The sequence below is a fragment of the Desulfoprunum sp. genome, assembly GCF_053613775.1.
In genome coordinates, this window is record NZ_JBSHXH010000008.1 from 162598 (window position 1) to 186768 (window position 24171).

Sequence of the window (24171 nt, forward strand, 5' to 3'; positions counted from 1 at the left end):
ATCTACTACAAATCTACCAGTAGAGAGGAACACAATGGCAACCATCACAACAAGATCACTTCAATCCGCTCGACCAAGGCCAGTTCCATATTTCATTGATGAAGATTGTCCACGTTCTGGGTGATCAGTCCCTTGAGGAAACCTTTTTTCTCGAGTTCGGCAAGTACCCTGTGTCCTTTGCTTGGCTTTTTGCCGATCAGTCCCCTGCCCATTTCGCGATACAGCTTCCAGGCTTTGTGCGGACTGTGGAGAAAGACGTCGAGGGTGGCGTATTCATCCGGCGAGAAGACGGTCCATACTCCACCTGGGCTGCGGAAGTCGGCGATGCCGCTGGCAACGGAGATGCCTGCGCCGGTGAGTGCAGCGGCGGACCGGGTCTGTCTGAATTTCGCCACCGCTTCTTCGAGGTGGGTTTCGTTTTTGCCGGGGGTGATAGTCTTCATCACAAGGATCGACAGGCCGTCGATAGAATGCTCTGCAGCCATTGGGAAATGTCGTCGATCTGGGCCGGGCAGACCGAATGTTCCATCGGATAACTCTGATAGCTCACCTGGTAGCCCTCCTTGATCAGGCGGGCCACAGCTTTACGGCCAAGATGCTCGGGAACGATCGGGTCGTGCAAGCCGTGCTGGACCTTGATCGGGATCTCCTTGTTGACAGCTTTATATTCAAGGCTATCGGCAGTGGCCAGGTAGGTGGACATGGCCAGCAGGCCGCCGAGCGGCTTGTCGTGACTGAGAACGGCCTGGTATGCCACCGCCCCGCCCTGGGAAAAACCGGCAATAATGATCCGCCGGCTGTCGATGCCCCGGTCGAGTTCCCGGTCGATAAAACCGTTGATCGCCCGGGCCGATGCCATGAGGCCCTTGCTGTCTATCCTGCGGTCGATCTGCATCTCCATGATGTCATACCAGGCAGGCATGACATAGCCGCCGTTGATAGTCACCGGTATGGCCGGCGCATGGGGAAAGATGAACCGTATGGCCGCGGTAGCGGGTAATCGCAGTTCAGGGACGATCGGCGCGAAGTCGTTGCCATCCGCCCCCAGGCCGTGCAGCCAGATCACCGTGCTGTCGGGACGGGCGTTCGTTTCTTGCTCTATGGCCGGTAAAAGTGTCATCGTTGCTCTCGTCTGGTAGGATCGGTTTGCTGTTCAGCAGGGTGTCAATAATACGCATAGATTGTATCACAGTCCTTTGCCTGCCCGCCATCCTTTCCAGATCTCCTGAGATCCTCATATATCGACACATCGGCACAGAGAGAGGTGTCGACCGGAGATCGTCCCGTATTGCAAGGGAGAGAAGGTAATAGCCCCAGCTCTGACCACCTCGTACTGTTCACTCTTCGATTGATTTCCGCCTGGTGACTGTCTGGAGCGGTCATAGTCTGTTGCCGGTTTACTGGAATGCCTGCACCTGACCTGCCGCTTTCCGCCGGTTGTCGGGTGTCTCGTTTTGCATCGGTTTCTCAGCGTAGCACATCCGGCAGGGTCTCGATACAGGTGCGAATTTCATCGCAGAGCCTAAAACATGCCCCCTATTGCCTCGCTCCCAAATCCGCTGATTGTCCATGACATGGGCACCCGCGCATCGATCAGCATCGGCACCTGCAACTGGAAATACGACACCTGAAAAGGGCCTTGCGGCGCATGCGATCGAGAAGATCGAGGCGTTGTTCTCGGCTCCGATTCTGTGATACAATGCTCTTTATCATCGCACCAGAGATTTGATTCGGACCCCCTTTATCATGCTGAGACCGACTTCGGTCGGGTTCTGTCGTGCGGGAATGCAGTGCTTCCCTTATGTGAACAGGGTGCCTGGCACAATGGCGTCGCCGTAGTGCCCGAATCTCAACTCAAGGAGAATGGCAATGAAAAAGACCGGAACTGTTCTGTTGACGTTGGCTCTTGCTGCCGGCCTGACCGTGGCATATGCCGCAGATGCTGTTCTCCCGGACCTTGTCGCGGATGGTGTAGGCATAAGTTGACCAGGTCGTTGTCGGTCAGCTCATCGGTGATGAACAACTCGTTGAGCCGGTGGATGATCTGCGAGATCAGTTCCTCCTTCCGGTCCCTGGCCTTGGCCGAGCCCAGCCCATCCCCCGGGTTCAGCTGGTAATCAGGGCTGTTCTCCTGCAGCTTCAGGCTCTGCTGGTGGATCTTCGACAGCCGGTAGTGGCTCAGCACGATTCCCTGCAGGTCGATGCCGTCCTCGTCGAGCAGTTCCTCCCGCAGCATGGGCCGTAGGTTGCGGGCATACAGGCACAGCCTTTCCAGGTTCCTGTCGTCGTACTCGACGATCTGCGACATGAACTCATACAACCGGACAAAGCTGCCGAGGTGCTTTTTGAAGATCTCCAGCCCATCCTTCTCCTTCCGGCAGGCCTTGAAGCTGCTGTCGGCGTTGGCGATCAGGACGGCGTCACCGGTCTTCCCGGTGCGCTCGAAGATGATCCTGGCCTCCTTATAGGCCTCGATGGCCGACTTGTACCGCACTTTCCACCGGTCCACCGCCGGTTTGCAGATATTGGCGATGGCGGCGTTGCTCTTGCTCTTGATCAGATAGGCGGCACAGAACTGCTCCACCTCCTGCCACAGAAAGATGCCGCCCGCCCGCAGCTTGTCGTACAGGTCGAAGATCAGGTCGGGGTCAGAAACATCCTCCATTTCCGCCGTCTGGTAATTACCGCACCTATGGAGTGCCTGTTCTGCCTGCTGGAGACCGGGGGTCACACCAGACCCTGGGTTGTCGCATTGAGCAAGGCAGCCTGACGGAGGCCGTCGCTGATACTGGGGTACACATGGACGGTGGTGATCAAATCCACCACGGTCAGCCCGAAGCGAACCGCAAGAGTGGCTTCATGGATGATATCGGCAGCCCGCGGACAGAGCATCTGCACGCCGAGAATCCTGCCGCTCCCCTGTTCGGCGGTGAGCAGGACGCCGCCCAGCAATTCGCCCATCACATGGGCCTTGGGCACCCGGTCGAGCTGCAGGTAGGTGGTGACGGCACGGTAGCCCTGGGCTTTCGCCTGTTCATGGGTGAGGCCGACCGTGGCAAACTCCGGGTCGACGAATACCGCCATCGGTGAGAAACGGTAATCGATGGTATGATTTCCACGCGGATCAAGCATATTTCTGACGGCAATCTGCGCTTCCCGCGCCCCGTTGGGGGCGACCATGGGAGCGCCGGTGACATCGCCTGCGGCCCAGATGCCGGGAATGCTGGATCGCAGCTGGTTGTCGACCGTTATGAAACCGGCGGCGTTGGTGGCCACACCAATTTCTTCCAGGCCGATCCCTTTCGTCGCCGGCTCGGTACCGATGGCGAGCATCAATCGCTCGGCGACAAACGCCACCTCGGCACCGTTGATCCGGGCGTACAGGCAGGTTTTGTCGCCCACCTTCTCGACCCGCTTGGCCTCTATATCACAGAAAATTTCGACACCGTCCCGTTGCAGCATCTGTTTGAATTGTTCGGTGAGACGCTCGTCGAATTCGGCCAGCAGGCGCGGTCCGCGTTCGAGTATGGTGACCCTGGAGCCGAACCGGGCGAACATCTGCCCCATCTCCAGGGCGATAACCCCACCACCGAGAATCGTAATGGACTCGGGAAAGCAGGCGAGGCGCATTGCGCTGTAGCTGTTGATATGGTTGACCGTATCAAGACCAGGCAGGGCGACGGAACGTGGTCGTCCACCGGTGGCGATCAGAATCTGCGGTGCCCGGTAGAGCCGTTGTTCGACCCGGATTTCCTTCGGGCTGACAAACCGGCCGCGGCCACGGATGAGCGTGATGCCGGTGCTGACGTCCAATTCGTGTTGATAGAGGGTCATCCGGATCGCCTCCACCGCGGCCTTTTTCAAAGGCATCAACGTACCGCAATCCGGGGCGCCTGCCTGCAGGTTCAGCCCCCATTGCATCCCCTTGCGGGCCGCATTATACATCTCTGCCTTGTGGATGAGGGTTTTGCTCGGGATGCATCCCCAATTAACACAGGTACCGCCGATATGGGATTTCTCGATCATCGCCACCTTTTTACCGGCCATCGCGGCGATTCTCGCTCCGGCAAAGGCCGTGGTGCCGGCACCAAGGATGATGATGTCGTAGTCGTGAACCATGGAGTAACTCCGAGTTGTCTGAAGAGGAAGGAGCAGGATTGAGGTCGGGCTTCAGGTAGGAACGGATCGCCATCAGAACAATGGGGACTTTGCCAATAACTCATTGAACAGTCATCAACCTCCTGGAAAGTGCAGATAGGTGGTTTCTTCGATTACCATCCGCAAGATGAGGTTTCTTACCGGTTGGCCTGAAGAATGGTATATCCGTGGCGGGCGAGTTGTCAATCCGGCCGGTTGGTGTGATTGTCAACCATGGTGTGATTGCTGAGCGCAAAGCGATGATCGACCGCACCCATGCACTTCCAACCAAACGGCAGGTCCAGTTGACCGGCATAAGCCGTGGCAGCGTCTCCTATCCGATGAAGCGCATGGGGATCGAGGTGTTGGACAGAAAACCGAACACCGGCTGGCTTTGTAATCCGAGGTTCGTCCCTCCCTTCACATATGGCGTTATGGCTTGGTATCGCTTTTATTGTCTCCCTTGAGCGCCTCATCGGGCGGGGGACCTGCACTCGAATACGTTTCTTCAGTTATCGGCAATGGTGTGCCAATGGGTGTGTTTGCGATATCCAGGAGCGCGTTGGCTGCCTCCCCGCTGACCACGCCGGCGCTGGCGCTCAGCGCCAGCGGAACCGCAGAAACCGCTGAAGCGGCCTGACCGCTGGCGATAAGGCCGGAAAAGACAGCCTGGGCGGAATGAGCCGAGGCCTGACCGGAGTGTTGCACCGACTGGGTACTGGCCTGTTCTCCAGCATGGGAGTGAACGGATATCCCTGTCAAAACAAACGAGAAAATCACGTAAATATATTTTCGCATAGTTTTCTGCTCCTCCAGTGATATGGATGTTGAGGGCTCCTTGCCAGGTTTCTGCTAATTTGTCGGGGTGACAGTGAAAGACTCACTTACCGCCCCGAATTTTTGGAGGAAACTGCTGATCGATTCAAAGGTCGCGGTAACCGGCTGACCCGGATGGTCGCTGACCGTGACATCGGCGGCAAAAATTGAGCCGAAAGCGAGCTTGATCGGGTTGACATTCACCCGCTGGGCCTCAAAATATGCCTTTTCGTTTGCCTTGATCTGTTTGATATCGTCAGTATGGTAGATGGCGGCGAAAACGATATCCAGGGTATGCTCCGTGCAATTCTGATAATCGAGGGTATATGGGTTGGCTATGACCGAATAGTGGGGGTTGTGGATCTTTTTGTAGGTTTCCGAGGACATCACCTGGAGAATCCGCTTCTGCAGTTCTGGTGTCGGGATAACAATACCGGCCTCCAGCACCTCAACAGCACCGAAAAAATCCACCGGATAGTCCATGATCAGATCACTCTTATCAGGCTCTTTGCTGCGCTGGTAGAGGTTGTACATGGCATAGCCGGGAAGTTGGCGGCCATCCGCCGTTGTAATCAGAGAGTAGACGGCAATGCCGGTATGGGTCCAGGAGATGCCCTCGGGAAGTTTTTCCCGTGGGCGGCCTACTCTGGCGACCAGGGCCACTCGCGCCCCCTTGGCAGCCATGACCTTTTCCACTTTTTTTGAGAACCCGATAATCTCTTCGGGAGAAAAGTAAATTTGACCACTGCTATGACTGGCAAGTCCCAGCGATGGCAGGAGAAATATCGCACAAAGAAAAGCGCTGAAAAAACGTCCGCCATGTTTCATCGTCTCGTCTCCCGGTTCAGTTATTGTTTTGCGGACGTATCCTGCTCGTCCTGCTTGAGGGCCTGATCAGGCGGCGGGCCGGCAGTGATTGTTTCTTCAGCCACGGGCAATGGCTGGCCTGAAACCGTGTTTGCGCTGTCCGAAAGTGCTTCGGCTGCTTGACGTACTTGCGGCACCGGCAGCACCGCTGGCGGCACCGCTGCCCGCTAAAGGAACGGCCGCAGCACCGGATACGACCTGTCCGCTGGCGGTGGCGCCATGAACAACTGCCCTGGATGCCTGGGATGAAGCCTCCCCGGAATGGCGAACCGCTTTACCACTTTCCGTTTCGCCGGCTAAAAGGGCGGATCCGACCCCCAGAAACATACAGGAGGCCAACAGTCCAACACAGATGGTTTTTTTCATGGGGTTCTCCTTGATCAATTGAGCTTGATATGGCTTTTTTTTCAATCAGTCTGTCTGGTGGTCCACTGAAATTCCATTCTTTCCCGGCTGTTTCATATTTTATTGCTATTTATTGTCGAGTTAGTAGGATATTTCTCAGAAAGCATGCTGGTTGCTGGCAAATCACCAATATTCAATGTAATTCAAAATGATTGCGCCACCATGTGCTGCAGCCGTACTAGCCCTACAACGGCACTTATGAACATGTGTGCCACATGCTGTAGGTCGCTTCGGAGTACGAATACTGCATATTGTGTCTATATTGACATGTTGCGCTGTAGGGTTATGCAGAGATAGAAAAAAGTGATAAACACCCGAAAAGGAGGAAAGATGTCGCCATCTCCCTCCTTTTCAGGCTGGATGTCAGAAGATTCGGCGCCGGCAGACAAACGGTTCCCTGGTCATGAGACGCCCTTTCTCAGCAGGGTTCTCGGAGGAACTGCTACCTGCCCATAAAGAATCAATCACCCTCGAGGTGCTGATGAGCGGGCCACGGCCCGGATATTCAATTCGCCGAAGTGCAGCATTCATCGTTGCTGTCCGGTGGATGCAAAACCCGTCTCTGCCCTCAACCCTCGGATGGAATCGATTGTTTCGGACAGAGTCATGGTCTGATCAAAGCTGAGCCGGTTCGCATCGGACAACTTTTTCACGAATATCTCTTTGATATTGTGAGATATTTTACGCCACTCCTTTTCTGGGACAAGATACACTTCCCCTTTGTAATGAAAATGCGGGATCAGCATGCCGCCAGGAAACGGTCGAGGCCAGATCGTCCGTTCTTTATTTCCCGTCGCTGCACGCATCTCCATCGCCTCCATGTCCTGCCTGAGCGGCAGATCAACCGATTCCGCCGGAATAAGGCCATATTTCTTCATCATTTCATCTATCAGTTTCACGTGCATGGTCCAAAAATCTCGCGGTTTGCCGAAATCCAACCACTTCGGGTTGCGGATTTTTCGGGCGATGTCCGGCGGCAATTCATATAGACTTGTCATGGTGATCTCCTTCTGATTGGTTTTTTCCGTATTCAACAATCCCGGCAAAATGCCGGGTTGCGAGCAGGCCGGTCAGTAAAACCGCACTCTCTTTTCTGTGCCGGTCCCCCCTCAGCAGGAGACCGCTCCCTCCTGCCCCTGAAGAAGTCTGGCGTTGAATGAACCCGCTGCGAATTCTCCTGTGCCATGCGAGAACAGGGCCGGACCAAAAATCCGGGCCTCAAGGGATTGGATGACCGCAAAAGCCGCCTCGATCGCCGCTCGTTCCGAAGCGCACACGAAGGCCCCGGGCCGCCGATAGGATCCGGACGACATATAGTTGGAACATCCGCACCAATTCATGCAGTACTCCTTGATGCCGCACTCAGTGCATGCCAAGGGGGCTGTTTCGCGGGCGGGCAGGGTGGCAGGCAAGCCGGTCCGGAGCGATGCCGGTATCGATATGGCCGATCGAATGGCCACCCCCTCCGCCCTCGCCGATCAGGCGTTCACAGGGGTAGATGAATCCGTCGGCGCTGAATGCATACTCGCCCCTACCCATTCGGCAACGCTCGTTCGGTCCGTAGCCGCCTCGCAGAATCACCGCTATCTTCGCGTCGATCAGGCTGATGAAATGAGGATCCCCTCGGGTGAATGCACCCTCGTGAAAGGCACCGATTTCGGTAAACAGGTCGGCAAGGATGTCGGCATCGGCTTGAGTCCAGCGGGCCGAAAAATCCGGGCTGAGGTAAATGTGCCGAAGTCCGAGCTCCGAAAAATAGTCGACCACGTGGGGAAGCAGATGGAATGTCGGCGGGCCATAGACGGCATTGACCAGGGTCTCCGGCAATTCCGCCACGGCCCGCTTCAGATTTTGCTCCACCAGCTTGCCGGATTTGCGTCCGTCGGCGAAGCAGCGGGAGCTGTCGTGAATCGTCGGTGGTCCGTCGTAACTCACCCCGAAGGCAATGTTGTGGTCCCGCAGGTACCGGGCGCTCTTCTCCGAAAACAGGGTGCCGTTGCTCACCACCGTCATCTCCACCCGCTCCGGGGTGTAATCGGGGTGCCCTTCGATCAGGTCGACAATGCTGCCGATCCGCCCGAACTCAAGCAGAGGCTCTCCTCCAAAAAAGCCGATAGTGATCTTCTCGTCCGCCGGGGTGTTGCGGTAGGCAAAATCGACGATTTTCCGCGCCGCATCCGGTGACAGGGAAATATCGCGTTTGCCGATATAGCAGTAGTCGCAGCGAAGGTTGCAACGCTGAGTGACGCAGATCGTATATTTCATTATCAGCTCCTGGAAATAGACGGGAATCGGCAGGGATGGCGGACCTGCTCCGAGCCGTGATGCTCCGTCAACAGCAGATTCCGTTTCCGATTGACTATGACGTACAGCGAAAAATGTGCCAAAAGGAAGCGAACAGTCGCAGCACCCTCCTGGATATCTGTAAAGTGTATTATATTAAAGCGTTGGATGGTCATCCACTTGCCGCCTGCTGCCGATGATTACACGGAGCTGGGGAAAAAATGACCAGCGAATGGACAGTTGCAAGATGGAGATGTACAGCAAATGGACGAATTTCAGGATTGCCTCGCAAGGTCGGGGACGGGGGAGTCATCTACAAGTGGAAGCGGTGCTGCACAACTGCGGGGCGGCGTCCCGATAGGTTGTATCGGAACAGTGTCACGAGAGTGAACAAATCCGGCACTTCAGTCTTTCCACGATATGCCGGCGAGAACCAGAATCACCGCCTGCATGCACAGGATGAACGCGACGCAGCCGACCCATCCCGCTTGCGACCAGAACAGGCCGGGCAGGATCGAGCCGAAGCCTCCGCCGCAATAATAAAACGCCACATAGAGTCCTGCCGCCGAGGAACGGGCTCTGCCGGCAGCCTTGCCGACATAGCTGGACGCGGCGGCCTGGCAGGCGAAGACGCCGGTCGAGGCCAGGGTCAGCCCGGCAATAATGACGGGCAGCGACCTGATCAAGGTGAGAAGGATGCCGGCGACGATCATTCCGACAGCAATCCGTAATGTCCGGCGGTAGCCGATACGGTCGAGGATTACGCCCGATACCGGGGTGATGACCGCGCCGATCAGATACACGGTGAAGATGGCCCCGAGGGCGGCCGGGCCGAGCAGGAAGGGTTTGTCCGCCAGATAGAAATTGATGTAGGTGAACGAGCCGACCTGGCAGAACAGGACATTGAAGCCGATGGCATAGGTTGCCAGGAGTTGCGGGTTTTTCAGGTGGAGGCGGAGAGAGGCGAGGGAGGCCGTCGTGCCGATCTGCCGGACGAATTTCATGGAGCGCGGCAGGAGCCACCACGTGGCGAGGCTGCCGGCAAGGGTGATGGCGCCGATGACGATGAAGGTGAGGCGCCAGTCGTAATGGGTGGCGCAGAGGCCGGCGATAAAGCGTCCGGAAAACCCTCCGACCACGGTGCCGGTGACGTAGGTCGCCATGGTGGAGCCGACAGTTCCTCGCGGGGATTCTTCGCTGATATAGGCCATCGCCACGGCGATAATGCCAGGAATGAAGAGACCCTGGAGAAAACGCCAGAAGATCAGCTGGTGCAAATCGGTCGCCGTCGCCGCCAGAAGCGTGGGCAGAAAAAGGCCGAGCATGGCGGCAACGATCACCCGTTTTCTCCCCAGGGCGTCGGCCAGCAGGCCGACCAGCGGTGCCGCCAGGGCCACCGCCAGCACGGGAGCGCTCACCGTAAGGCTCACCATGAGTTCGGAGGCGTGAAAAATCTCGCGGAACTGGGGCAGCAGGGGCTGGGTGACATAGAGATTGACGAAGGTGGCGCAACCGGTGACGAATAAGGCGATGTGGACGCCCAGCCGGCTGCCGGCGGTGTTCTCCCCGGTCCCCGATTCGGCCGTTTCCAGTGCCGGCCGTCGTGCTTCTGAGATTCCCAACATGTTTTTCGTTCTGACAATAAGGCCTGGTCCCTTCGGAGTGTTGCAGCCTTGGTATCCGAGGGTATGGGTACGATTTCTCGCCTGTTCCGCCGAGTATGGAGGAGATTAATATTGCCGGACTAAGATGTCCAATATATTATCAGGCTGCTATTGATACTCAAAAGATATTAAAGGTCATGGAAATCAGACATCTCAGATATTTTATTGCCGTGGCCGAAGAACTGCACTTCGGCCGTGCCGCCAGACGACTGGCCATGTCGCAGCCGCCTTTGAGTCAGCAGATCAGGTTGCTGGAAGAGGAAATCGGTGTGATCCTGTTGAAGCGGACCAAGCGGCAGGTGGTCCTCACTGCGGCAGGCGTGGTTTTTCTCGACGAGGCCAGAAAGACCGTAACCCAGGCCGAATACGCAATTCGGGCAGCCCGGCGTGCCGCTCGCGGCGAGATCGGCCAGTTGGCGGTGGGGTTCGTCAGCTCGGCCGTCTACGGCAAAGTCCCCACCATATTCAGCCTGATGCGCAGCCGGTATCCGGGGATATCGCTCATCCTGCAGGACCTGACGAGCGAGGAGCAGGTGGTGGCGCTGAAGGCCGGCAGGATCGATGTCGGTCTGGTTCGCTCCCCTGTTGCCGATGCCGAATCGCTGGCCATGCGGGTCATCTGGCGGGAGGAATTAATGGTTGCGCTGCCGGAGGGCAACCCTTTGACCCAGCAGGAGGAAATCGCCATAGAGGCGCTCGCCGAGGAATCGTTTATCCAGATTCCCCGCCAGGTGGCACCCGGATTTTACGATCAGTTCATCCGGATCTGCGCCCGGGCGGGATTTTCCCCGAAGATCGCCCAGGAGGCCCGGACGACCCCGACCATCGTCAGTTTGATCGCCGGCGGAAAGGGGTATCCATCCTTCCTGCCTCATTGAAGAGCCTGCGGCGTACAGGCGTAGTCTACCGGCCGCTGAAACAGCCGGTGCCGACCTCGGACATGGCGGTGATCTGGCGTCCCGCCGACGAGTCGCCGACGCTCCGCTCGTTTCTGGAGATAGTCGGGGAGGTGGCGGAAATTGAGGAGCCTCGGGTAAAAGAGTAGGATGTGATCGCGGTCCATTCCGGAATGCATTGGGGCTTCCCCGTGACAGCCATGGGCCGTGAGATATCGCCGTCCGCTCCATGTAAATATGCGGCTCTGACAGCTGCCGATTGCCGACAGCGGTCGGAGCGGGCCTGAGTCGCATCAGAGCGTTTGCTTGCTCGAGGTGACGGTCACCTCGAGCACGCGGGTGAGGAAGGAAAACCCGGCCTTCATCATATCCCATTCCGGACCCGAGGCGATGAATCTGGCCGTTCCTTCGAGAAGGAACCCACATCCCGGCCCATTGCGCCCAATGACCTCTTTGCTGCCGACAGTGAGTAAGACTGTATTGTTTTTCAGTGTTTTCTTCTCTGTCTTTCGCATGGCCCAGGCGGGGATCAACAGCCTGCCATCGTTCGGGTTGACGAGATAGGTGTTCCAGGTGTTGACGACGTGGGCTTCGCCATCGGCACATGAAACTATGGAAACGACGCCTTCCTTGCCGATTACTTCCAAAAATTTGTCTGTGAACATGTCTGCACTCCGTGGGTGGAATTTAATTGTGGATAAAATGTATCTATGATATCTTTTATACGGTGACGCGGTGAAAGTCAACCGATTTTTATGGACAACTGGTAACTAAATGAAATTGCAATTCATCCAAGGAGATAAAGAATGCAGTTGAGTATCGGCGTTGAATACGCGTTTCATTCGCTTTTTTACATGGTCGATCTCCCCGAACACAAATCGGTCGGAATCAGAGAGATAGCGAAATTAAACAAAATAACGGAGAGTTATCTCTCGAAGGTCTTCGCCAGGCTGCGAAAGGCCGGGATCGTGCGTTCGATTGCAGGGGTCAAAGGGGGGTATGAATTGGCGAGAAGAGCGGAGGATATCTCGTTCTGGGATATCATCGAAGCGATTGAAGGGGCCTCCTATTTTTTCCAATGCGTCGAAATTCGGAAAAAAAATATCTTTGTCGATGATCCCGGCCTCTTTACCGACAAGTGTCCCTGTCTGATCAAGGTGGTCATTCAGGAGGCAGAGGATCTGATGCGAGAGCGGTTGAAAACCCGGTCGCTCCGCTGGCTGCACGACCAGGTGGAGAAGGATTTTACCGCCGAGAAAAAGAAAACGATCGCCGCCTGGGCGAGAGATTTATTCTGACTGAGCCGGCACCGGAACCATCACCGGATGGCCGATCAGTTCCTCCAACGGCAGGACTCTGTGTTGCTCCGCCAGGTTTCTGAAGAGAACATCCAGTTCCTGCCGCCAGTCTGCCGACAATGACCGGTCGGCAGGGGAAATATCGTGCAGCAGCAGGATATCGCCCGGTCGCAGATGGCGCAGAATCCTCGCCGCGAGATGGTGAATATTCCTGTTGCCGCGATCGAAGGCCCGGCAACTGAAATTGACCACTTTCAAATCCATCCTGCCGAGCACCGGCACCAGCACCGGACTGACAATCCCGACGGGAGGTCGGAAGACGAGGGGACGGATGCCGGCCTTGGCGAGAATTTTCTGCGTCTTCTCGATGTCGCTGAACAGGCTTTCGGGTGAATGCAGCATCAGAAAATTGCTGTGTTCGTAGGAGTGATTGCCGATGCTATGGCCGCCTGCAAGTATCCCGGCGATCAATTCCGGATACGCTTCGGCCTGTTTGCCGACGACAAAGAAAGTGGCCCTGAGCCGATATCTGGCCAGAAGATCAAGCAATATCGGCGTCGACGAGGGGGACGGGCCATCGTCGAATGTCAGGGAAATCGCCTCAATGCCGGCACGGCCCCTGCTGATGGTCTCCGTATAGAAGGGAAATTGCGGAAAAAAGGGGGCCGCGACACACAGCCCGACGAACACCGTTAGCGGCACCACTGCCAAAGCAGGCTGCCACCAGGCCAGCGGCGCGGCCAGGGTCAGGGCGACAATTCCGCAGGTCTCGGCCCAACTGAGGCGGGATCTCATTCCGGATTTATTGATCTTCTTTTTCGCTGGCATATCCGACAATCCAGAACAGTTCACTATCGGCCGTGGGAGAGAGCCGGACGTTGACGAAACCGTGCTCTGCCATCCGGTCCCGAAGTTGTTCCGGGTGGCGGTAGTGGGGGACCAGACCGGTCCATCTGCACCGCCAGTCCTCGAAATGCCAGGCCGGCGACTTCCTGAGGGGAGGGGGAATGACGAACCTGATGACCAGCCTGCCTCCCGGATCGAGCAATCGGCGGCAGCGGACCAGGGTGGCCGTGAGCTGCTCCTCGTCGAGGTAATGCAGGATGTCGAGGAGGAGAATGAGGTCGAAGCTCCCGATGACCATTGGAAGATCAGGAGCCGCCCCCAGGAGTATGGTCCCTCGTTCCCGTACCGCCATCCCGGCCACCTTGACCCTTTCCGCGTCCGGATCGATTCCGGTCACCATCGAGCCGGGCAGGGCCTCGAGACACCAGCAGGCCGGCAGCCCATAGCCACAGCCGATATCGAGGATCCTGCCGATCTTCGGCTCCGGCCCCAGCATCCTGGCGAGATCCTGGAACAGCGGATCGTAACGCAGCTTGAACCGGGCGAACATCCGGTAGTAGGCCTTGAGCAATCGATAGCGGTGCAGTACCCGCGCCGCGATCGGACCGGTCGGCATGGCAGCCGCATCGTCCCGGAAGTGCGCCTTCAGCAGCGGCGGCAGGAGCAGGAAGGTCCCGATCAGGGCATAGCCGATGCCGCAGAGGGAGGTGATGCCGACGCTGCGCAGGGTGGAATGGCTGGCGAAACAGAGCACGCCGAAGCCGATCATGGTCGAGGCCGCCGCCACCAGCAGGGCGCTGCGCAACAGGACATGGGAGGGGTGGTTGATGGTCCCGTACCATTGGCAGCCGCAGACGGTGTAGATGGCATAATCCACCCCCATGCCGAAGATCACGACCGTCAGCATGAGTCCTGGGATATCGAGGGGATGGCCGATCAGGTTGAGGGTGCCGAGGGTGCAGATGAAGGCGAAGACCAGGGGCGTCAGGGTGATGAGTGTCAGACGCCAGTCGAGGAACTGGAGAAACAGCAGTAGGGTGACCATCACGGCGATGATGAGCAGCATGACGGCAAAGGTGGAAAAGAGGACGCGGCCCAGGCGGGTGGAGAAATGGGCGGCGTCGAAAATCTTGCCGTCCCGACCGTAATCCTGAAAAAATCGGTTGGGATCATAGGTGCCGCCGGGCGAGATGGTGATGAACTGGATCAACGGTCCCGACTCCTTGGCGGTTATCCCGAGCAGGGAATGGTAACGGGGTGGCGGCAGGACGGTCGTCGGCGGGGCGGAGTCGACGAGCCGGGCCATGAAAGGGGCGAAGGCCTCGGCGGTGAACCCCAGGTCGCGGCCCTCGCGGATCAATGTCCTGCCGAGTTGCTCGATTTTCTCCGGGGTCCAGAATCGGCGCCAGGCGGCGTGATTTTGTCGGCCTCGCTCCTCGCCGGGGAAAATCATCGATGGGGAAAAGGTCGATTGGAGGCGCTGCTGTTCGATATCGGTCTCCAGCCGGGCCAGCAGCCGGTCGTTGTGCCGCTGCAGCTCGGTCGGAGATCCGGCGGTGTGCATCAGGTACACCCGGTCGCCGATCTTCCCCCAGACCCCGGTAAAAAGCTCATCAGCCGCAAGGGTCGCGTCGCTGACGGTGTTCATGTCGCTGAGGCTGATGCGGAATTCCGGTTTGGCAAAGAACAGCAGAACGGCGGCGAGGAGCACCGCGGCCGCCGCCCCGACCTTGCCGGTACTGAACAGCGCTTCGGCGAGGGGGCGCAGAGGCGGGATGCGGTTGCCGGCGGAGGGCATGAGCGGGAAGATCTTCGGGAAGACGAAGTGGATAAAGAGATAGGCGAAGAGGAATCCCAGGGCGGTGAACTGACCGAGTTCGGCGAAGACCGGAAAGCCGCTGAAACTGAGGACGATGAAGGCGCCGACGGTGGTCAGCAGGGCCATGGTGCCGCCGATCGCCTGCACCTCCCGGGCCGCATGCTTGCCCCTGACGGCCTGGGGTTGATCGAGAAACAGCAGATAGGTGATGCTGTGATCGTCCATGATGGAAATCAACGCCCCGGAGAAGCCGAGGACGAGGATGGAGATCGACGAGTGAAACAGGGAATAGACCAGCAGGGCCATCGCCGTCCCGGCCAGGGCCGGTACCAGGGTGAGCAGACCGAGCAACGGCCGGGGGAAGGCGAAGAGCAGCAATAAGGCCAGACCGGCGGTGGTCATGCCCAGGGCCAGTTGGACGTCGTGGCGGATAATCTCCTCGTTGTCGAGGGCCGCCCGATAGGCCCCGACCGGGGTGACGGTGACGCCGATGCCGGCGGCGGCGTATTCGGCGGCCAGCTCGCTCGAGATAGCGGTGAACAGCTCGGCCAGTTGTCTGGCGGTGGCGGTATCGCTGCCGGTGGCCCTGGGCCTGGCGGTAATGAGCAGGTGCCGGCCGTCGCGGGACAGTGGCCGGCCCTGCACCACGGTGGCCCCGGGGGTCGGCGCCAGCGGCAGCATCCTGGCGAGCACCGTCTCCCTCAACCCGAGCGGGTCGGCGGCCACCAAGCCGGCCTGGCCGATGCCTTCCAGCCCCCGCATCCCTTCGACGGTCTGCTGCAGCCGGGTCCGCACCGCATCTTCCGACAGCCGCGGCAGCACGGTCCGCTCCAGTTCCTCGCCGGTGAAGAGAAGGGCGAGGTTTTCGACGATATGCGTGGTCAGCGCCGGGAGCATCGCCCCGGTCTCGCCCATGCCGATCGCCGCAAACAGGCCGCTGGCCTGCATCCTCTCCTCCGCCAGGGCCGCGCAGTGCATCAGGATATCCGCATCGTCCCGGTCAATGGCGAGGTCCACCGCCACCTGATCATGGACCGGATGGTGCTCGAAGATCGCCAGGGCATCGGTGATGACCCGTTCGTCGGTGGGCAGCGACTTGAGCACATCGGTCTCGATATCCAGGCGCGTCAGACCGAGGGCGGCGGCGCCGCCGATCAGGGCCAGGACAAGCAGGAGCAGGGGGAAGTTGACTCGCTGTTCGTTCATGGGCGGTGGCGCAGGGCGAGGAGGACGATGGCGATGATGGCGATCAGGAGGTGCGCGGCGAAGATCACCGCCTTGTTGTTCTGAAATAGCTCACTGCATTTCTGCAGAAACGACAGGCCGCCGCACAGGTTGCGCAGCCGGTCGAGGACCACGGTACGGTTGTCGCTGCCGGCCAGCCCCTGATAGGCGCACATCGGATGCAGGGCGTACAGTCCGTCGCGGTATCTGCACAGCAGTGTGTCATAGGGGATGCCGCGCCATTCCTCGCGGATCAGGCCCTCGGCGAAGGGGCGGTTGACGGCATAGGCATGGGCGAGGCAGCGGTACCTGATCCTGCGCACCGCCCTGGTGGCGGTCGGCGAGGAGCCGCCGGTGATGCAGCCGAGGAAGAAGGCCTGCCACCGTGCGTTGTCGTGGAGGAAGCGGCAGGCCTCCTCCAGGCGCTGCCGGTTGAAGCCGCGAAAGAAGACATCGTCCTCAAAGACCAGAATGTGACGGGCACCGGTGGCCAGGCCTTTCTGCAGACAGAGCATATGCGATTGAAATATCCCCTGCGCCTGATCGGCCATATTCTTGCGGACGACAATGAATTCGACGAGGTCCGCCAGGCCGACGGCGGCGAATTGCCGCCTGGCCTCGAACTGTCGATCGGGTCGGCTCTCGAGGGTGATGCAGTAGATCCTGTCAAAAAATGTCCAGCAGGAAGGTGGTACTGCAGGGTTTGGAGCTGTCATGTTGCTTCCCTTTCCTCGGTGGGATACAATAGATGATGCCGATCGAAACAACAGGTATCCCCATCCACTCTTTCATCCCGCCATCTGGCGGGCGCTACCGGTTTTCGTGAAACGACTATCACAACGGATCATTCTGTATGTTGCCGCCACCGATTTCGTCCGCCGGGCGATCACCGAACGGGCGGATCTCGCCGCGTTCCGGGAAAAACCGACGCCGGCCGTGATCCTCGGGGTGTTGGCCATCGGCCTCAGTTTTCTCCTGGGCTGGCCGGCGATCGCCGCCCTCGGCGTTCTCGCGGTCAAGTGGCGGCAACCCTGGCTGGTGGTGGTGGGCGGGCCGCTGACCTACGGGTTCTCGCACCTGGTCTTTCTTTTGGGCATGTACCTGTCCGGAGCCGTCTATTCCCTCATTTTCTGCCGCTGGTTGACCAGGATCACCATGGAGCGGTGTCTCGCCTGGACCGCCACCGGTCAGCGGCGCGATCCGGAGGAGTAGGCCGGCCGGGTCGGCCGCCACCGGTGCCGTTCGGTGTCAGGAGGCCTTGACCCATGCCGGCGGCCTGATCCGCCCGCCGCTCACATCCCGCATCCGCAGGGCTGTAACCGTCTCCCGCAGGCACCCTCCCTCGTCAAGTATCGCCAGGTCATAGACCAGTTCATTGTCCGCCCGTGACCGCAGTCGGACCCGAACGGCATAGGACTCGCCACCTTCGGTCGGCCGGGCGATGACCCTGGCGGCGAACCCGACCGGGAAGGGGATGAAATCGACCAGCCGCTGGCCGTGGACGCAGGCGGCGTGCATCGCCCCGTCGAGGGGGAAGGGATTGCCGAGCGGTCCCCGAACCCCGTCCATCCGCGGCAGCTCCGGGGCCCGCACCCGGCCCCAGGCCATATCCGCCGTCAACCGCAGCCGGTCGCGAAGGGTCCGGTACGTCGGGCCGAAGGGCACCAGGTCCCGGTAGATCCGATCGACCGATATTTCCAGGGCGGAATTGGCGGCTGGCGGAGCGGGAAGGCACCTCACCTCGGTCGGTGGAGACGGTGCGGCGGCGAAAGTCAGGTCGCAGTGGCTGACCAATCTCGTCATCGCCTTCACCCTCGACCGCGACAACAGCCCGGCCCGGACAACGCCGGAACTCACCTCCGTCAGCCTGACCAGGATCTCGAGCACCGCGGCGTCGGGAGCGATTTCCACAAACCTGGTGAAAGCGGTATCGGTCATGATCTTCGGATCGACCGTGGGGCAAGCCTCGGTTGCGGTGAGGGCGAGCAGCCGCATCGACTCCACCGCCGGCAGGATGGTCCGGCCGGCGAACCGGTGGTCATGGGCCCAGGGTTGGACGGGGAGGGCAAGGGGGATCAGGAAGGTCGACATCAGCGGGGGAACTGCTGCCACAGGGCGATGGTCCGGGCATCGATCTCCACCGGGAGGCCGTTGCCGTTGACCGCGCAATGCCGGGTAAAGCCGGTGCAGACGATCTCGCCGTTATCGGCCCGGGTGATCAGATAGTCGAACTGCACCTTCACCAGTTCCATCATCGCCGGGCGGGTGTGGATCATCATCAGGTCATCGTAATACAGCGGCGAATGATAGTTGAGCTCGGTCTTGATGATCGGGTAGACGTAGCCGCTGTCCTCGATCTGCTTGTACGGATAGTTGGCGTCGCGCATCAGCGAGGTCCGGCCGAACTCGAAATAGCGCAGATAGTTGGCGTGGTAGACCACCTGGGACCGGTCGGTATCGACGTACAGGGTGCGCAGCTCGCAGCGGTGCCAGACCAGCGAGCTGTTGCGGTCGCGGACGTAGGCCGGGTTGTCGAGCGGCTCGGGGATGAAGCGTCTCGGTCGCATCACATACCTCGGAAGACGATGCAGCAGTTGGTGCCGCCGAAACCGAACGAGTTGGACAGCACGATCTCATGGGGGTAACGACGCGCGGCATTGGGGACGACATCGAGGTCGGCAAGGCCCGGATCGGGCCGGTGATTGACGGTCGGCAGGACGACCTGCCGGCGCATCGCCTCGATGGCGAGGGCGGCCTCGATCGCCGCCGAGGCCCCGAGGGAGTGGCCGACCTGGGATTTGTTGGCGGAAATAGGGATCCTCGGCAACCTTCGGCCGAAGACCGTGCGCAGGCAGTCGGCCTCGACCCCGTCCCCGGTCGGGGTCGAGGTGCCGTGGGCATTGACGGCATCGACATCCTCGACGGCGAGGGCGGCGTCGTCGATGGCATCGCGCATCGCCCGGACGACGGTGGCCGGATTGGGGCGGGTGAAATGGTGGGCGTCGGAGTTCCAGCCGATCCCCAGCACCTCGGCCCGGGGGGCCAGGCCATGGGCCTGGATCGCCTCCTCCGCCGCCAGCACCAGGATTCCCGCCCCTTCGGCGAGGACGAAGCCCTTGCGGTCGACACTGAACGGGCGGGAGGCCTGGGCGGGATCCTCGTGCGCCCGGTCCTTCGGCCCGACATTGATCGTGGCCAGCATGTTGGCAAAACCGAGGATGATCTCGGGCACCAGGCAGGTCTCGACCCCGCCGACCAGGGCGAAGTCGCAGTCGCCGTCGCGGATCATCCGGGCGCCGATGGCGATGGCGTGGTTGCCCGAGGCGCAGGCCCCCTGGGGCGAGAAGATCGGCCCGGTGAAGCCCAGCAGCATCCCGGCCTTGCCGGCCGGGAGATTGGCGCAGAGATTGGGCAGGAGGTAGGGGCTGACCTTGAGCGGTCCCAGCCGGGTATGGTTGCCCATGGCGATGCGGAAGGAATCGGTGCCGTTGAGGGCGGACCCGATCAGGCAGGCGGTCCTCGGCCCGGTGGCCGTATCCATCTCGAGGCCGGCATCGGCCAGTGCCTGGCGGCAGGTCTCCATGGTCAGAAAGACGAAACCGGCGTTCCACAGCGAGGCTTCCTTGCGGCTGACATAGCCGAAGGCCGCCGGATCCCAGTCGGGGATCTCGCCCACCACGTTGCTGCGGCTCTCGACCGCGCACCGGCTCAGGCGGCGGAACCCGGCCCGGCCGGCGGCGGCCGCCTCCCAGGTCCGGCCGAAGGTGTTGCCAAGGGCGGTGGCGGCGGCGTAGCCGATAACCTGGACCCGGCGGTTGAGTGGTGCCTTCATCGTCTCCGTCCTTATCCTTCCGCCTGCGCTCAGCCGATCCGCCTGAACACCGCGCAGGCGTTGCAGCCGCCGAAGCCGAAGGCGTTTTTCAGTACATGCTCCTGGACCACCGCCCTGGCCCCCTCGGCGACGCAGTCGATCGCCATCTCCGGGTCCGGCCGGTGATTGATGGTCGGCAGCACCACCCCCTCCTCCATCCCCCGCAGGGCGAGGATGGTCTCGATCGCGCTCGATGCCCCCATCGCATGGCCGATCTGCGACTTGTTGGCGCTGACCGGCGGCAGGGCGCCGGCAAAGACCTGGGTGAGGGCGTCGTATTCGACCTGGTCGCCGACCCGGGTGGAGGTGGCGTGGGCGTTGACGGCGGCGATGTCCGCCGGCTGCAGCCCGGCATCCTGGAGGGCGTCGACCATGCACTGGCGGATGGTGTCGACGTAGGGGACGACGAAGTGATGGGCGTCGCTGGTCATCCCCCAGCCGGCCAGTTCGATGACGAACCGCAGGCCGTGGGCCATAGCGAATTCCCGGCTGGCGAGGATGATCGACCCCGCCCCCTCCGAGATGACGAAACCGCGCCGGTCCAGGGAAAAGGGCCGGCTCGCCTTCTCCGGCGGCTGCTCCTCCTCGCCCTGTCTGGGGTTGAAGACGCCGTTCATGGTATGGAAGCCGGCGACGATCGGCTCGACCAGGGCGCAGTCGACCGCCCCGCAGATGACCACATCGGCCCGGTTCAGGGCCAGCAGCATGGCGCCGGTGAGGATCGAGGTCAGGCCGGTGGCGCAGGCGGTGATCGTGGCGATGATCGGTCCCCGGGCCCCGGTCTGCATCGCGATCTTGCCGCCGATCATGTTGATGCAGGAATTGGGATTGGCGTAAGGGTGGGGGAGGCGGTTCTCTCCCTGCAGTCGCCGGTCGGCGGTCAGTACGGCGTCGATGCCGCCGACGGCCGAACTGTAGGTGACCGCCACCCGGGGAGCGATGGCCGGGGTGATCTCGATGCCGCTCCGCCCCAGGGCCCGGGCCGCCGACAGCATGCCGTACCTGAACACCGGCGAGTGCCACGCCGCCTGGTGCCGGGCGGTCAGGAAGGGGTAGGGTTCATGGTCGATATCCGGCATCTGGCCGGCGATGCGCACCGGGAAATCGTCTTTGAGCGGGAAGCGGGTCAACGGGCCGATGCCGCTCTTGCCGGCCACGGCCTGCCGCCACTGCCCATCGAGATCGCTGCCGAGCGGCGAGATCGCGTCGTAGCCGACGATGACTGCCCTTTTCGCTTTCATAACGCGCCCCCGACTCTACCAGGGGATGAAGCGGTACAGCTTGGCGAACATCTCGTAGACCTCGACCCAGTTCTGGAGGTCGACGGTGGAGTTCATGTGCGCCCGCTTGTTGACCATGACCCAGCTCATGTGGGCGGCACCGTCCTTGCAGGTGGAGCAGGCCCGCGTTTCCGAGGTGCAGCAGCGGTGCATGGTCTTCAGATCGGAGGCCCAGCGGATGAAATTGGTCAGCCGCCGGGGCCGGGATTCACGCCGGTCAAGGGCAGAGGTGACCGACGGGCATTCCATCCAGCCGAACTTCCGTCCGCCCATCTCGCCGGTGGTGATGATCCGGTGATAATATTTCGAGGAGATCATCGTCTCCGGATAGCAGTCGAGCATCGCGTCCATCTCCTCGCGGACGGCCGCCAGTTCCTCCGGCCGCCAGGAGAAGCCGTCGACCCCTTCGTCGTTGGAGAGCAACTGGACGTGGACCTTGAGGCCGACGTCTTTGATCTTGCGGATGATCGTCTCGGTCTTGCCCAGCTGTTTCGGGGTGATGGTGTAGAGGTAGTAGGCGTTCGGATCGCCGGCGTAATTGGCGCTCGAGATCCGGAAGGTATCCTTGCCCCGGAGGATCTTCTCGTCCTCGGCGTCCCCCCACAGGGAGATGCCGACCATCAGATCGGGGAAACGCTCCCGCGGCACCTTGATCTGGCCGTTGGTGGCGCAGAAGGTCGGGAGGCGGCGGTAAAACGCCTCGATCCGGTCGAGGCAGAGGGTGGGTTCGCCGCCGATCAGGATGGCGAGGTTGACCCCGCGCGCCATCTCGCTTTCGACGAAGGCGTGCCAGCGAGTGATGTCCTTTTCCTCCGCGGCGGCCTGGTGCTCGCCGGAGGAGAAGAAGAAGCAGCCCTTGCAGCGCAGGTTGCAGCGATCGGTGACATCGTAGATGGAACTGCGGATATTGAGCTTCGATATCCGCTTGTATCGTTCATACCAGTGGTCATCGAGAAGAGAACTGACTGTTTTCATGGCGGTTTGGGGAGATTCTAATGGCTGGCCGGCGGGACGACGGGATGATCGCAGAGATTCGGTCCTTTTGTATAGCCGTGCATCCATACGGCGAGATAGGTATCGACATAGTCCAGCCAGGCGGCAAAGGTCTCCGGATCGGTGGCGTGGCGGAACATCCTGGCAGTCACTACGGCGCTACCGGCGGCATAGTGGCGGCAATCGCGGCAGTCGGTGTCGGGTACGCAGCAGGCGGCGGCGCGATCCCACTGCAGGTCGGTGCGATACTGGCGGAACGATCGGCCGAGGCCGATGGCGGTCGACGGGTTCCGCCGGGGATACGGGCAGGAGAACAGGTCGTGCAGGCCCAGGGCATGGGTATGGGCGACGATGTTGTAGGCCGAGAAGAGGACGGTCCGGGGATGGTCGTGCAGCAACTCGGTCATCATCTCCGCGGTCCTGGCGAGGGACGCCGGACTGTGGCGCAGCGGCCCGGTGTAGCCGATCGGGGCCGAGAACATGTTGAAGGTGATCTGCTGGCCGTTGGCCGCCAGCAGTGCCGTCACCTCTTTCGCCTCGTCGATGTTGTGCGGAGTGAAGGTGTAGACGAAGACGGCCCGGGGATCGTCACGGTAATTGGCCATCTGCCGGACGAGCAGGTTGTCGGCCTTTCTGATCTCACTGCTGGTCCGGTCGTTGCCCCAGACCGAGATGTGGATGCGGTAGTCGATATCCCGGGGCAGGGCTTTGAGGCCGTTGGTGGCGATCGCCCCGCAGGGGATGATCTCGGCGCAGATGCGGCACAGCTGCGGCACCAGCGAGGGTTCGGCCCCGGCGAGGACGGCGAAGGTGATACCCCGCTCCCGCTCCGCCTGCATCAGGGACCGCCACACCGATTCATCCGGGTGCTCCTCGGCGAACTGCTTCGCCCCGGTGAAATAATAGCATCCCTCGCAGCGGATGTTACAGCGGTTGGTCATGTCATAGGTCGATTCCCGCAGGAAGAAATAGCGGCGGACCTTCTCCCACCGCTCCCGAATCGCCGGGATGGCGGTGATCTCCGCGAAGCTGCAGGTCTTGCCATGGGGCGTCGGGGCGGCCATATTATTCGCCGCCGCTCCGTTTGTCGGCGACATATTCGGCGATGATGCGGATCGTGGTCAGTTTGGGGTAGTCGTCTTCGTCGATCCGGATGCCGAACTCGTCGCGGATGACCAGGGCGATGGTCGCCAGATCCATGCTGTCGATACCCACCTCGTCGACCAGGTCGAGATCGGGATCGAAGGTTGCAGGGCTCACGTCCTCGAGTTTCAACTCATCGATGATGATCTCGGCGATGCGGGTGATGGTCTGGTTGATATCAGCACTCATGGTTATTCTGGGCTTATCGTTTATCGGCCAGCGACATCATGCCGGAGCAGACGTCCTGATTGTCCTGGGTTATCCTGAAGCTGTACCGGTTGTCGTCGCCGGCAGTCGCGACATGGATCTGCATCGGTTCGCCGGGCCGTACCAGCTTCTTGAACTTGACCCGGTTCAGGCTGTGAATGTACAGCGACTCCTGTCTTGAGAAGGCGACAACTCCGGCCACCATATGTAGTTGGGCAATGCCGGGCAGTATGGGGTTGCCGGGGAAATGGCCGGCAAACCATGGCGAGTTGTCGGCGACGGTGACGCGGGCCACTATCGCATCCTTGTCGATCTTCTCTAGGGCGAGTAACGAATACCACATTTTACAGTTGCGTGTCCACGGGTAATATTGAGAAACCAAATCAGAACAGTCTGTTGGTCCAGTCATCGTCGAGCATTAC

The 24171-nt window shown here is 60.4% G+C and carries 23 protein-coding genes and 2 pseudogenes; 3 read left to right on the plus strand and 22 right to left on the minus strand.

Features of this window, described 5'->3' with window-relative positions; genetic code table 11:
• Positions 1–92: 92 nt before the first annotated feature.
• The 10 genes and pseudogenes from ACWGKN_RS15570 to ACWGKN_RS15615 all read right to left on the minus strand — a co-directional run bounded on the left by ACWGKN_RS15570 (position 93) and on the right by ACWGKN_RS15615 (position 10133).
• Positions 93–443 carry an SIR2 family NAD-dependent protein deacylase gene (locus tag ACWGKN_RS15570; protein WP_452095584.1) on the minus strand — a complete coding sequence of 117 codons (351 nt, stop codon included), beginning with the start codon at positions 441–443 and terminating at the stop codon, positions 93–95.
• On the minus strand, positions 443–1120 hold the full coding sequence (locus tag ACWGKN_RS15575) for an alpha/beta hydrolase (protein ID WP_035226689.1): 678 nt from the start codon (positions 1118–1120) through the stop codon (positions 443–445). Before ACWGKN_RS15575 ends, ACWGKN_RS15570 begins: the two co-directional genes overlap by 1 nt.
• Before the next feature lie 821 nt (positions 1121–1941).
• Positions 1942–2680, minus strand: a pseudogene (locus ACWGKN_RS15580) (type I restriction endonuclease subunit R); the annotation flags it as partial.
• Positions 2681–2727: 47 nt separating this feature from the next.
• The gene (locus tag ACWGKN_RS15585) at positions 2728–4119 is read right to left on the minus strand and encodes a dihydrolipoyl dehydrogenase family protein (RefSeq protein ID WP_452095585.1); all 1392 of its coding nucleotides are present in this window, start codon (positions 4117–4119) and stop codon (positions 2728–2730) included.
• A 450-nt stretch (positions 4120–4569) separates the two neighbouring features.
• The gene (locus tag ACWGKN_RS15590) at positions 4570–4935 is read right to left on the minus strand and encodes a hypothetical protein (RefSeq protein WP_052159659.1); all 366 of its coding nucleotides are present in this window, start codon (positions 4933–4935) and stop codon (positions 4570–4572) included.
• Positions 4936–4989: 54 nt separating this feature from the next.
• The gene (locus ACWGKN_RS15595; protein WP_452095586.1) at positions 4990–5637 is read right to left on the minus strand and encodes a DUF2145 domain-containing protein; all 648 of its coding nucleotides are present in this window, start codon (positions 5635–5637) and stop codon (positions 4990–4992) included.
• Positions 5638–5877: 240 nt separating this feature from the next.
• The gene (locus tag ACWGKN_RS15600) at positions 5878–6186 is read right to left on the minus strand and encodes a hypothetical protein (protein ID WP_452095587.1); all 309 of its coding nucleotides are present in this window, start codon (positions 6184–6186) and stop codon (positions 5878–5880) included.
• Between the two features lie 566 nt (positions 6187–6752).
• A complete protein-coding gene (locus ACWGKN_RS15605) occupies positions 6753–7223 on the minus strand; it encodes a hypothetical protein (protein ID WP_452095588.1) in 471 nt (156 codons plus the stop codon).
• 364 nt (positions 7224–7587) lie between these two features.
• Positions 7588–8490, minus strand: coding sequence for a radical SAM protein (locus ACWGKN_RS15610; protein WP_035226703.1), 903 nt, complete (start codon positions 8488–8490; stop codon positions 7588–7590).
• Positions 8491–8912: 422 nt separating this feature from the next.
• Entirely contained in the window at positions 8913–10133 is a 1221-nt protein-coding gene (locus ACWGKN_RS15615) for an MFS transporter (protein WP_452095589.1), read from the minus strand.
• Positions 10134–10309: 176 nt separating this feature from the next.
• Between ACWGKN_RS15615 and ACWGKN_RS15620 the strand changes: the two are divergent.
• Positions 10310–11217: pseudogene (locus ACWGKN_RS15620) on the plus strand (LysR family transcriptional regulator).
• Between the two features lie 144 nt (positions 11218–11361).
• Here ACWGKN_RS15620 and ACWGKN_RS15625 read toward each other — a convergent pair.
• Entirely contained in the window at positions 11362–11733 is a 372-nt protein-coding gene (locus ACWGKN_RS15625) for a pyridoxamine 5'-phosphate oxidase family protein (protein WP_424253665.1), read from the minus strand.
• 141 nt (positions 11734–11874) lie between these two features.
• Between ACWGKN_RS15625 and ACWGKN_RS15630 the strand changes: the two genes are divergently transcribed.
• Positions 11875–12366 carry an RrF2 family transcriptional regulator gene (locus ACWGKN_RS15630; RefSeq protein ID WP_035226711.1) on the plus strand — a complete coding sequence of 164 codons (492 nt, stop codon included), beginning with the start codon at positions 11875–11877 and terminating at the stop codon, positions 12364–12366.
• Here ACWGKN_RS15630 and ACWGKN_RS15635 read toward each other — a convergent pair.
• Genes ACWGKN_RS15635 through ACWGKN_RS15645 form a run of 3 tightly spaced genes read right to left on the minus strand, consistent with a single transcriptional unit; the run spans position 12358 to position 16971 of the window.
• Positions 12358–13161, minus strand: a complete 804-nt coding sequence (locus ACWGKN_RS15635) for a polysaccharide deacetylase family protein (protein ID WP_452095590.1) — start codon at positions 13159–13161, stop codon at positions 12358–12360. The two genes, ACWGKN_RS15630 and ACWGKN_RS15635, sit on opposite strands and share 9 nt — an antisense overlap.
• A gap of 7 nt (positions 13162–13168) precedes the next feature.
• Positions 13169–16237 (minus strand): methyltransferase domain-containing protein, encoded by a 3069-nt coding sequence (locus ACWGKN_RS15640; protein WP_452095591.1) that lies wholly within the window; start codon positions 16235–16237, stop codon positions 13169–13171.
• Entirely contained in the window at positions 16234–16971 is a 738-nt protein-coding gene (locus ACWGKN_RS15645; RefSeq protein WP_052159663.1) for a hypothetical protein, read from the minus strand. The genes ACWGKN_RS15640 and ACWGKN_RS15645 overlap by 4 nt, the downstream gene beginning before the upstream one ends.
• Before the next feature lie 106 nt (positions 16972–17077).
• On the opposite strand from ACWGKN_RS15645, the gene ACWGKN_RS15650 reads away from it, so the two are divergent.
• The gene (locus ACWGKN_RS15650; protein ID WP_035226852.1) at positions 17078–17467 is read left to right on the plus strand and encodes a hypothetical protein; all 390 of its coding nucleotides are present in this window, start codon (positions 17078–17080) and stop codon (positions 17465–17467) included.
• A 36-nt stretch (positions 17468–17503) separates the two neighbouring features.
• Here the strand turns inward: ACWGKN_RS15650 and ACWGKN_RS15655 are convergent, their stop codons facing one another.
• The 8 genes from ACWGKN_RS15655 to ACWGKN_RS15690 are packed head-to-tail and all read right to left on the minus strand — an operon-like array spanning position 17504 to position 24092.
• On the minus strand, positions 17504–18367 hold the full coding sequence (locus ACWGKN_RS15655) for a polyketide synthase dehydratase domain-containing protein (protein ID WP_452095592.1): 864 nt from the start codon (positions 18365–18367) through the stop codon (positions 17504–17506).
• Complete coding sequence (locus tag ACWGKN_RS15660; RefSeq protein WP_052159664.1) at positions 18346–18822, minus strand: acyl-CoA thioesterase; 477 nt, start codon at positions 18820–18822, stop codon at positions 18346–18348. Before ACWGKN_RS15660 ends, ACWGKN_RS15655 begins: the two co-directional genes overlap by 22 nt.
• Positions 18822–20087, minus strand: coding sequence for a beta-ketoacyl-[acyl-carrier-protein] synthase family protein (locus tag ACWGKN_RS15665; RefSeq protein ID WP_452095593.1), 1266 nt, complete (start codon positions 20085–20087; stop codon positions 18822–18824). The genes ACWGKN_RS15660 and ACWGKN_RS15665 overlap by 1 nt, the downstream gene beginning before the upstream one ends.
• A gap of 29 nt (positions 20088–20116) precedes the next feature.
• Positions 20117–21367, minus strand: a complete 1251-nt coding sequence (locus ACWGKN_RS15670) for a beta-ketoacyl-[acyl-carrier-protein] synthase family protein (protein WP_035226721.1) — start codon at positions 21365–21367, stop codon at positions 20117–20119.
• Positions 21368–21382: 15 nt separating this feature from the next.
• On the minus strand, positions 21383–22381 hold the full coding sequence (locus ACWGKN_RS15675) for a radical SAM protein (protein WP_035226723.1): 999 nt from the start codon (positions 22379–22381) through the stop codon (positions 21383–21385).
• 17 nt (positions 22382–22398) lie between these two features.
• Positions 22399–23463, minus strand: a complete 1065-nt coding sequence (locus ACWGKN_RS15680; RefSeq protein WP_052159665.1) for a radical SAM protein — start codon at positions 23461–23463, stop codon at positions 22399–22401.
• Position 23464: 1 nt separating this feature from the next.
• On the minus strand, positions 23465–23731 hold the full coding sequence (locus ACWGKN_RS15685) for an acyl carrier protein (protein WP_035226726.1): 267 nt from the start codon (positions 23729–23731) through the stop codon (positions 23465–23467).
• A 13-nt stretch (positions 23732–23744) separates the two neighbouring features.
• Positions 23745–24092 carry a 3-hydroxyacyl-ACP dehydratase FabZ family protein gene (locus tag ACWGKN_RS15690; RefSeq protein ID WP_424256053.1) on the minus strand — a complete coding sequence of 116 codons (348 nt, stop codon included), beginning with the start codon at positions 24090–24092 and terminating at the stop codon, positions 23745–23747.
• Positions 24093–24171 lie beyond the last annotated feature (79 nt).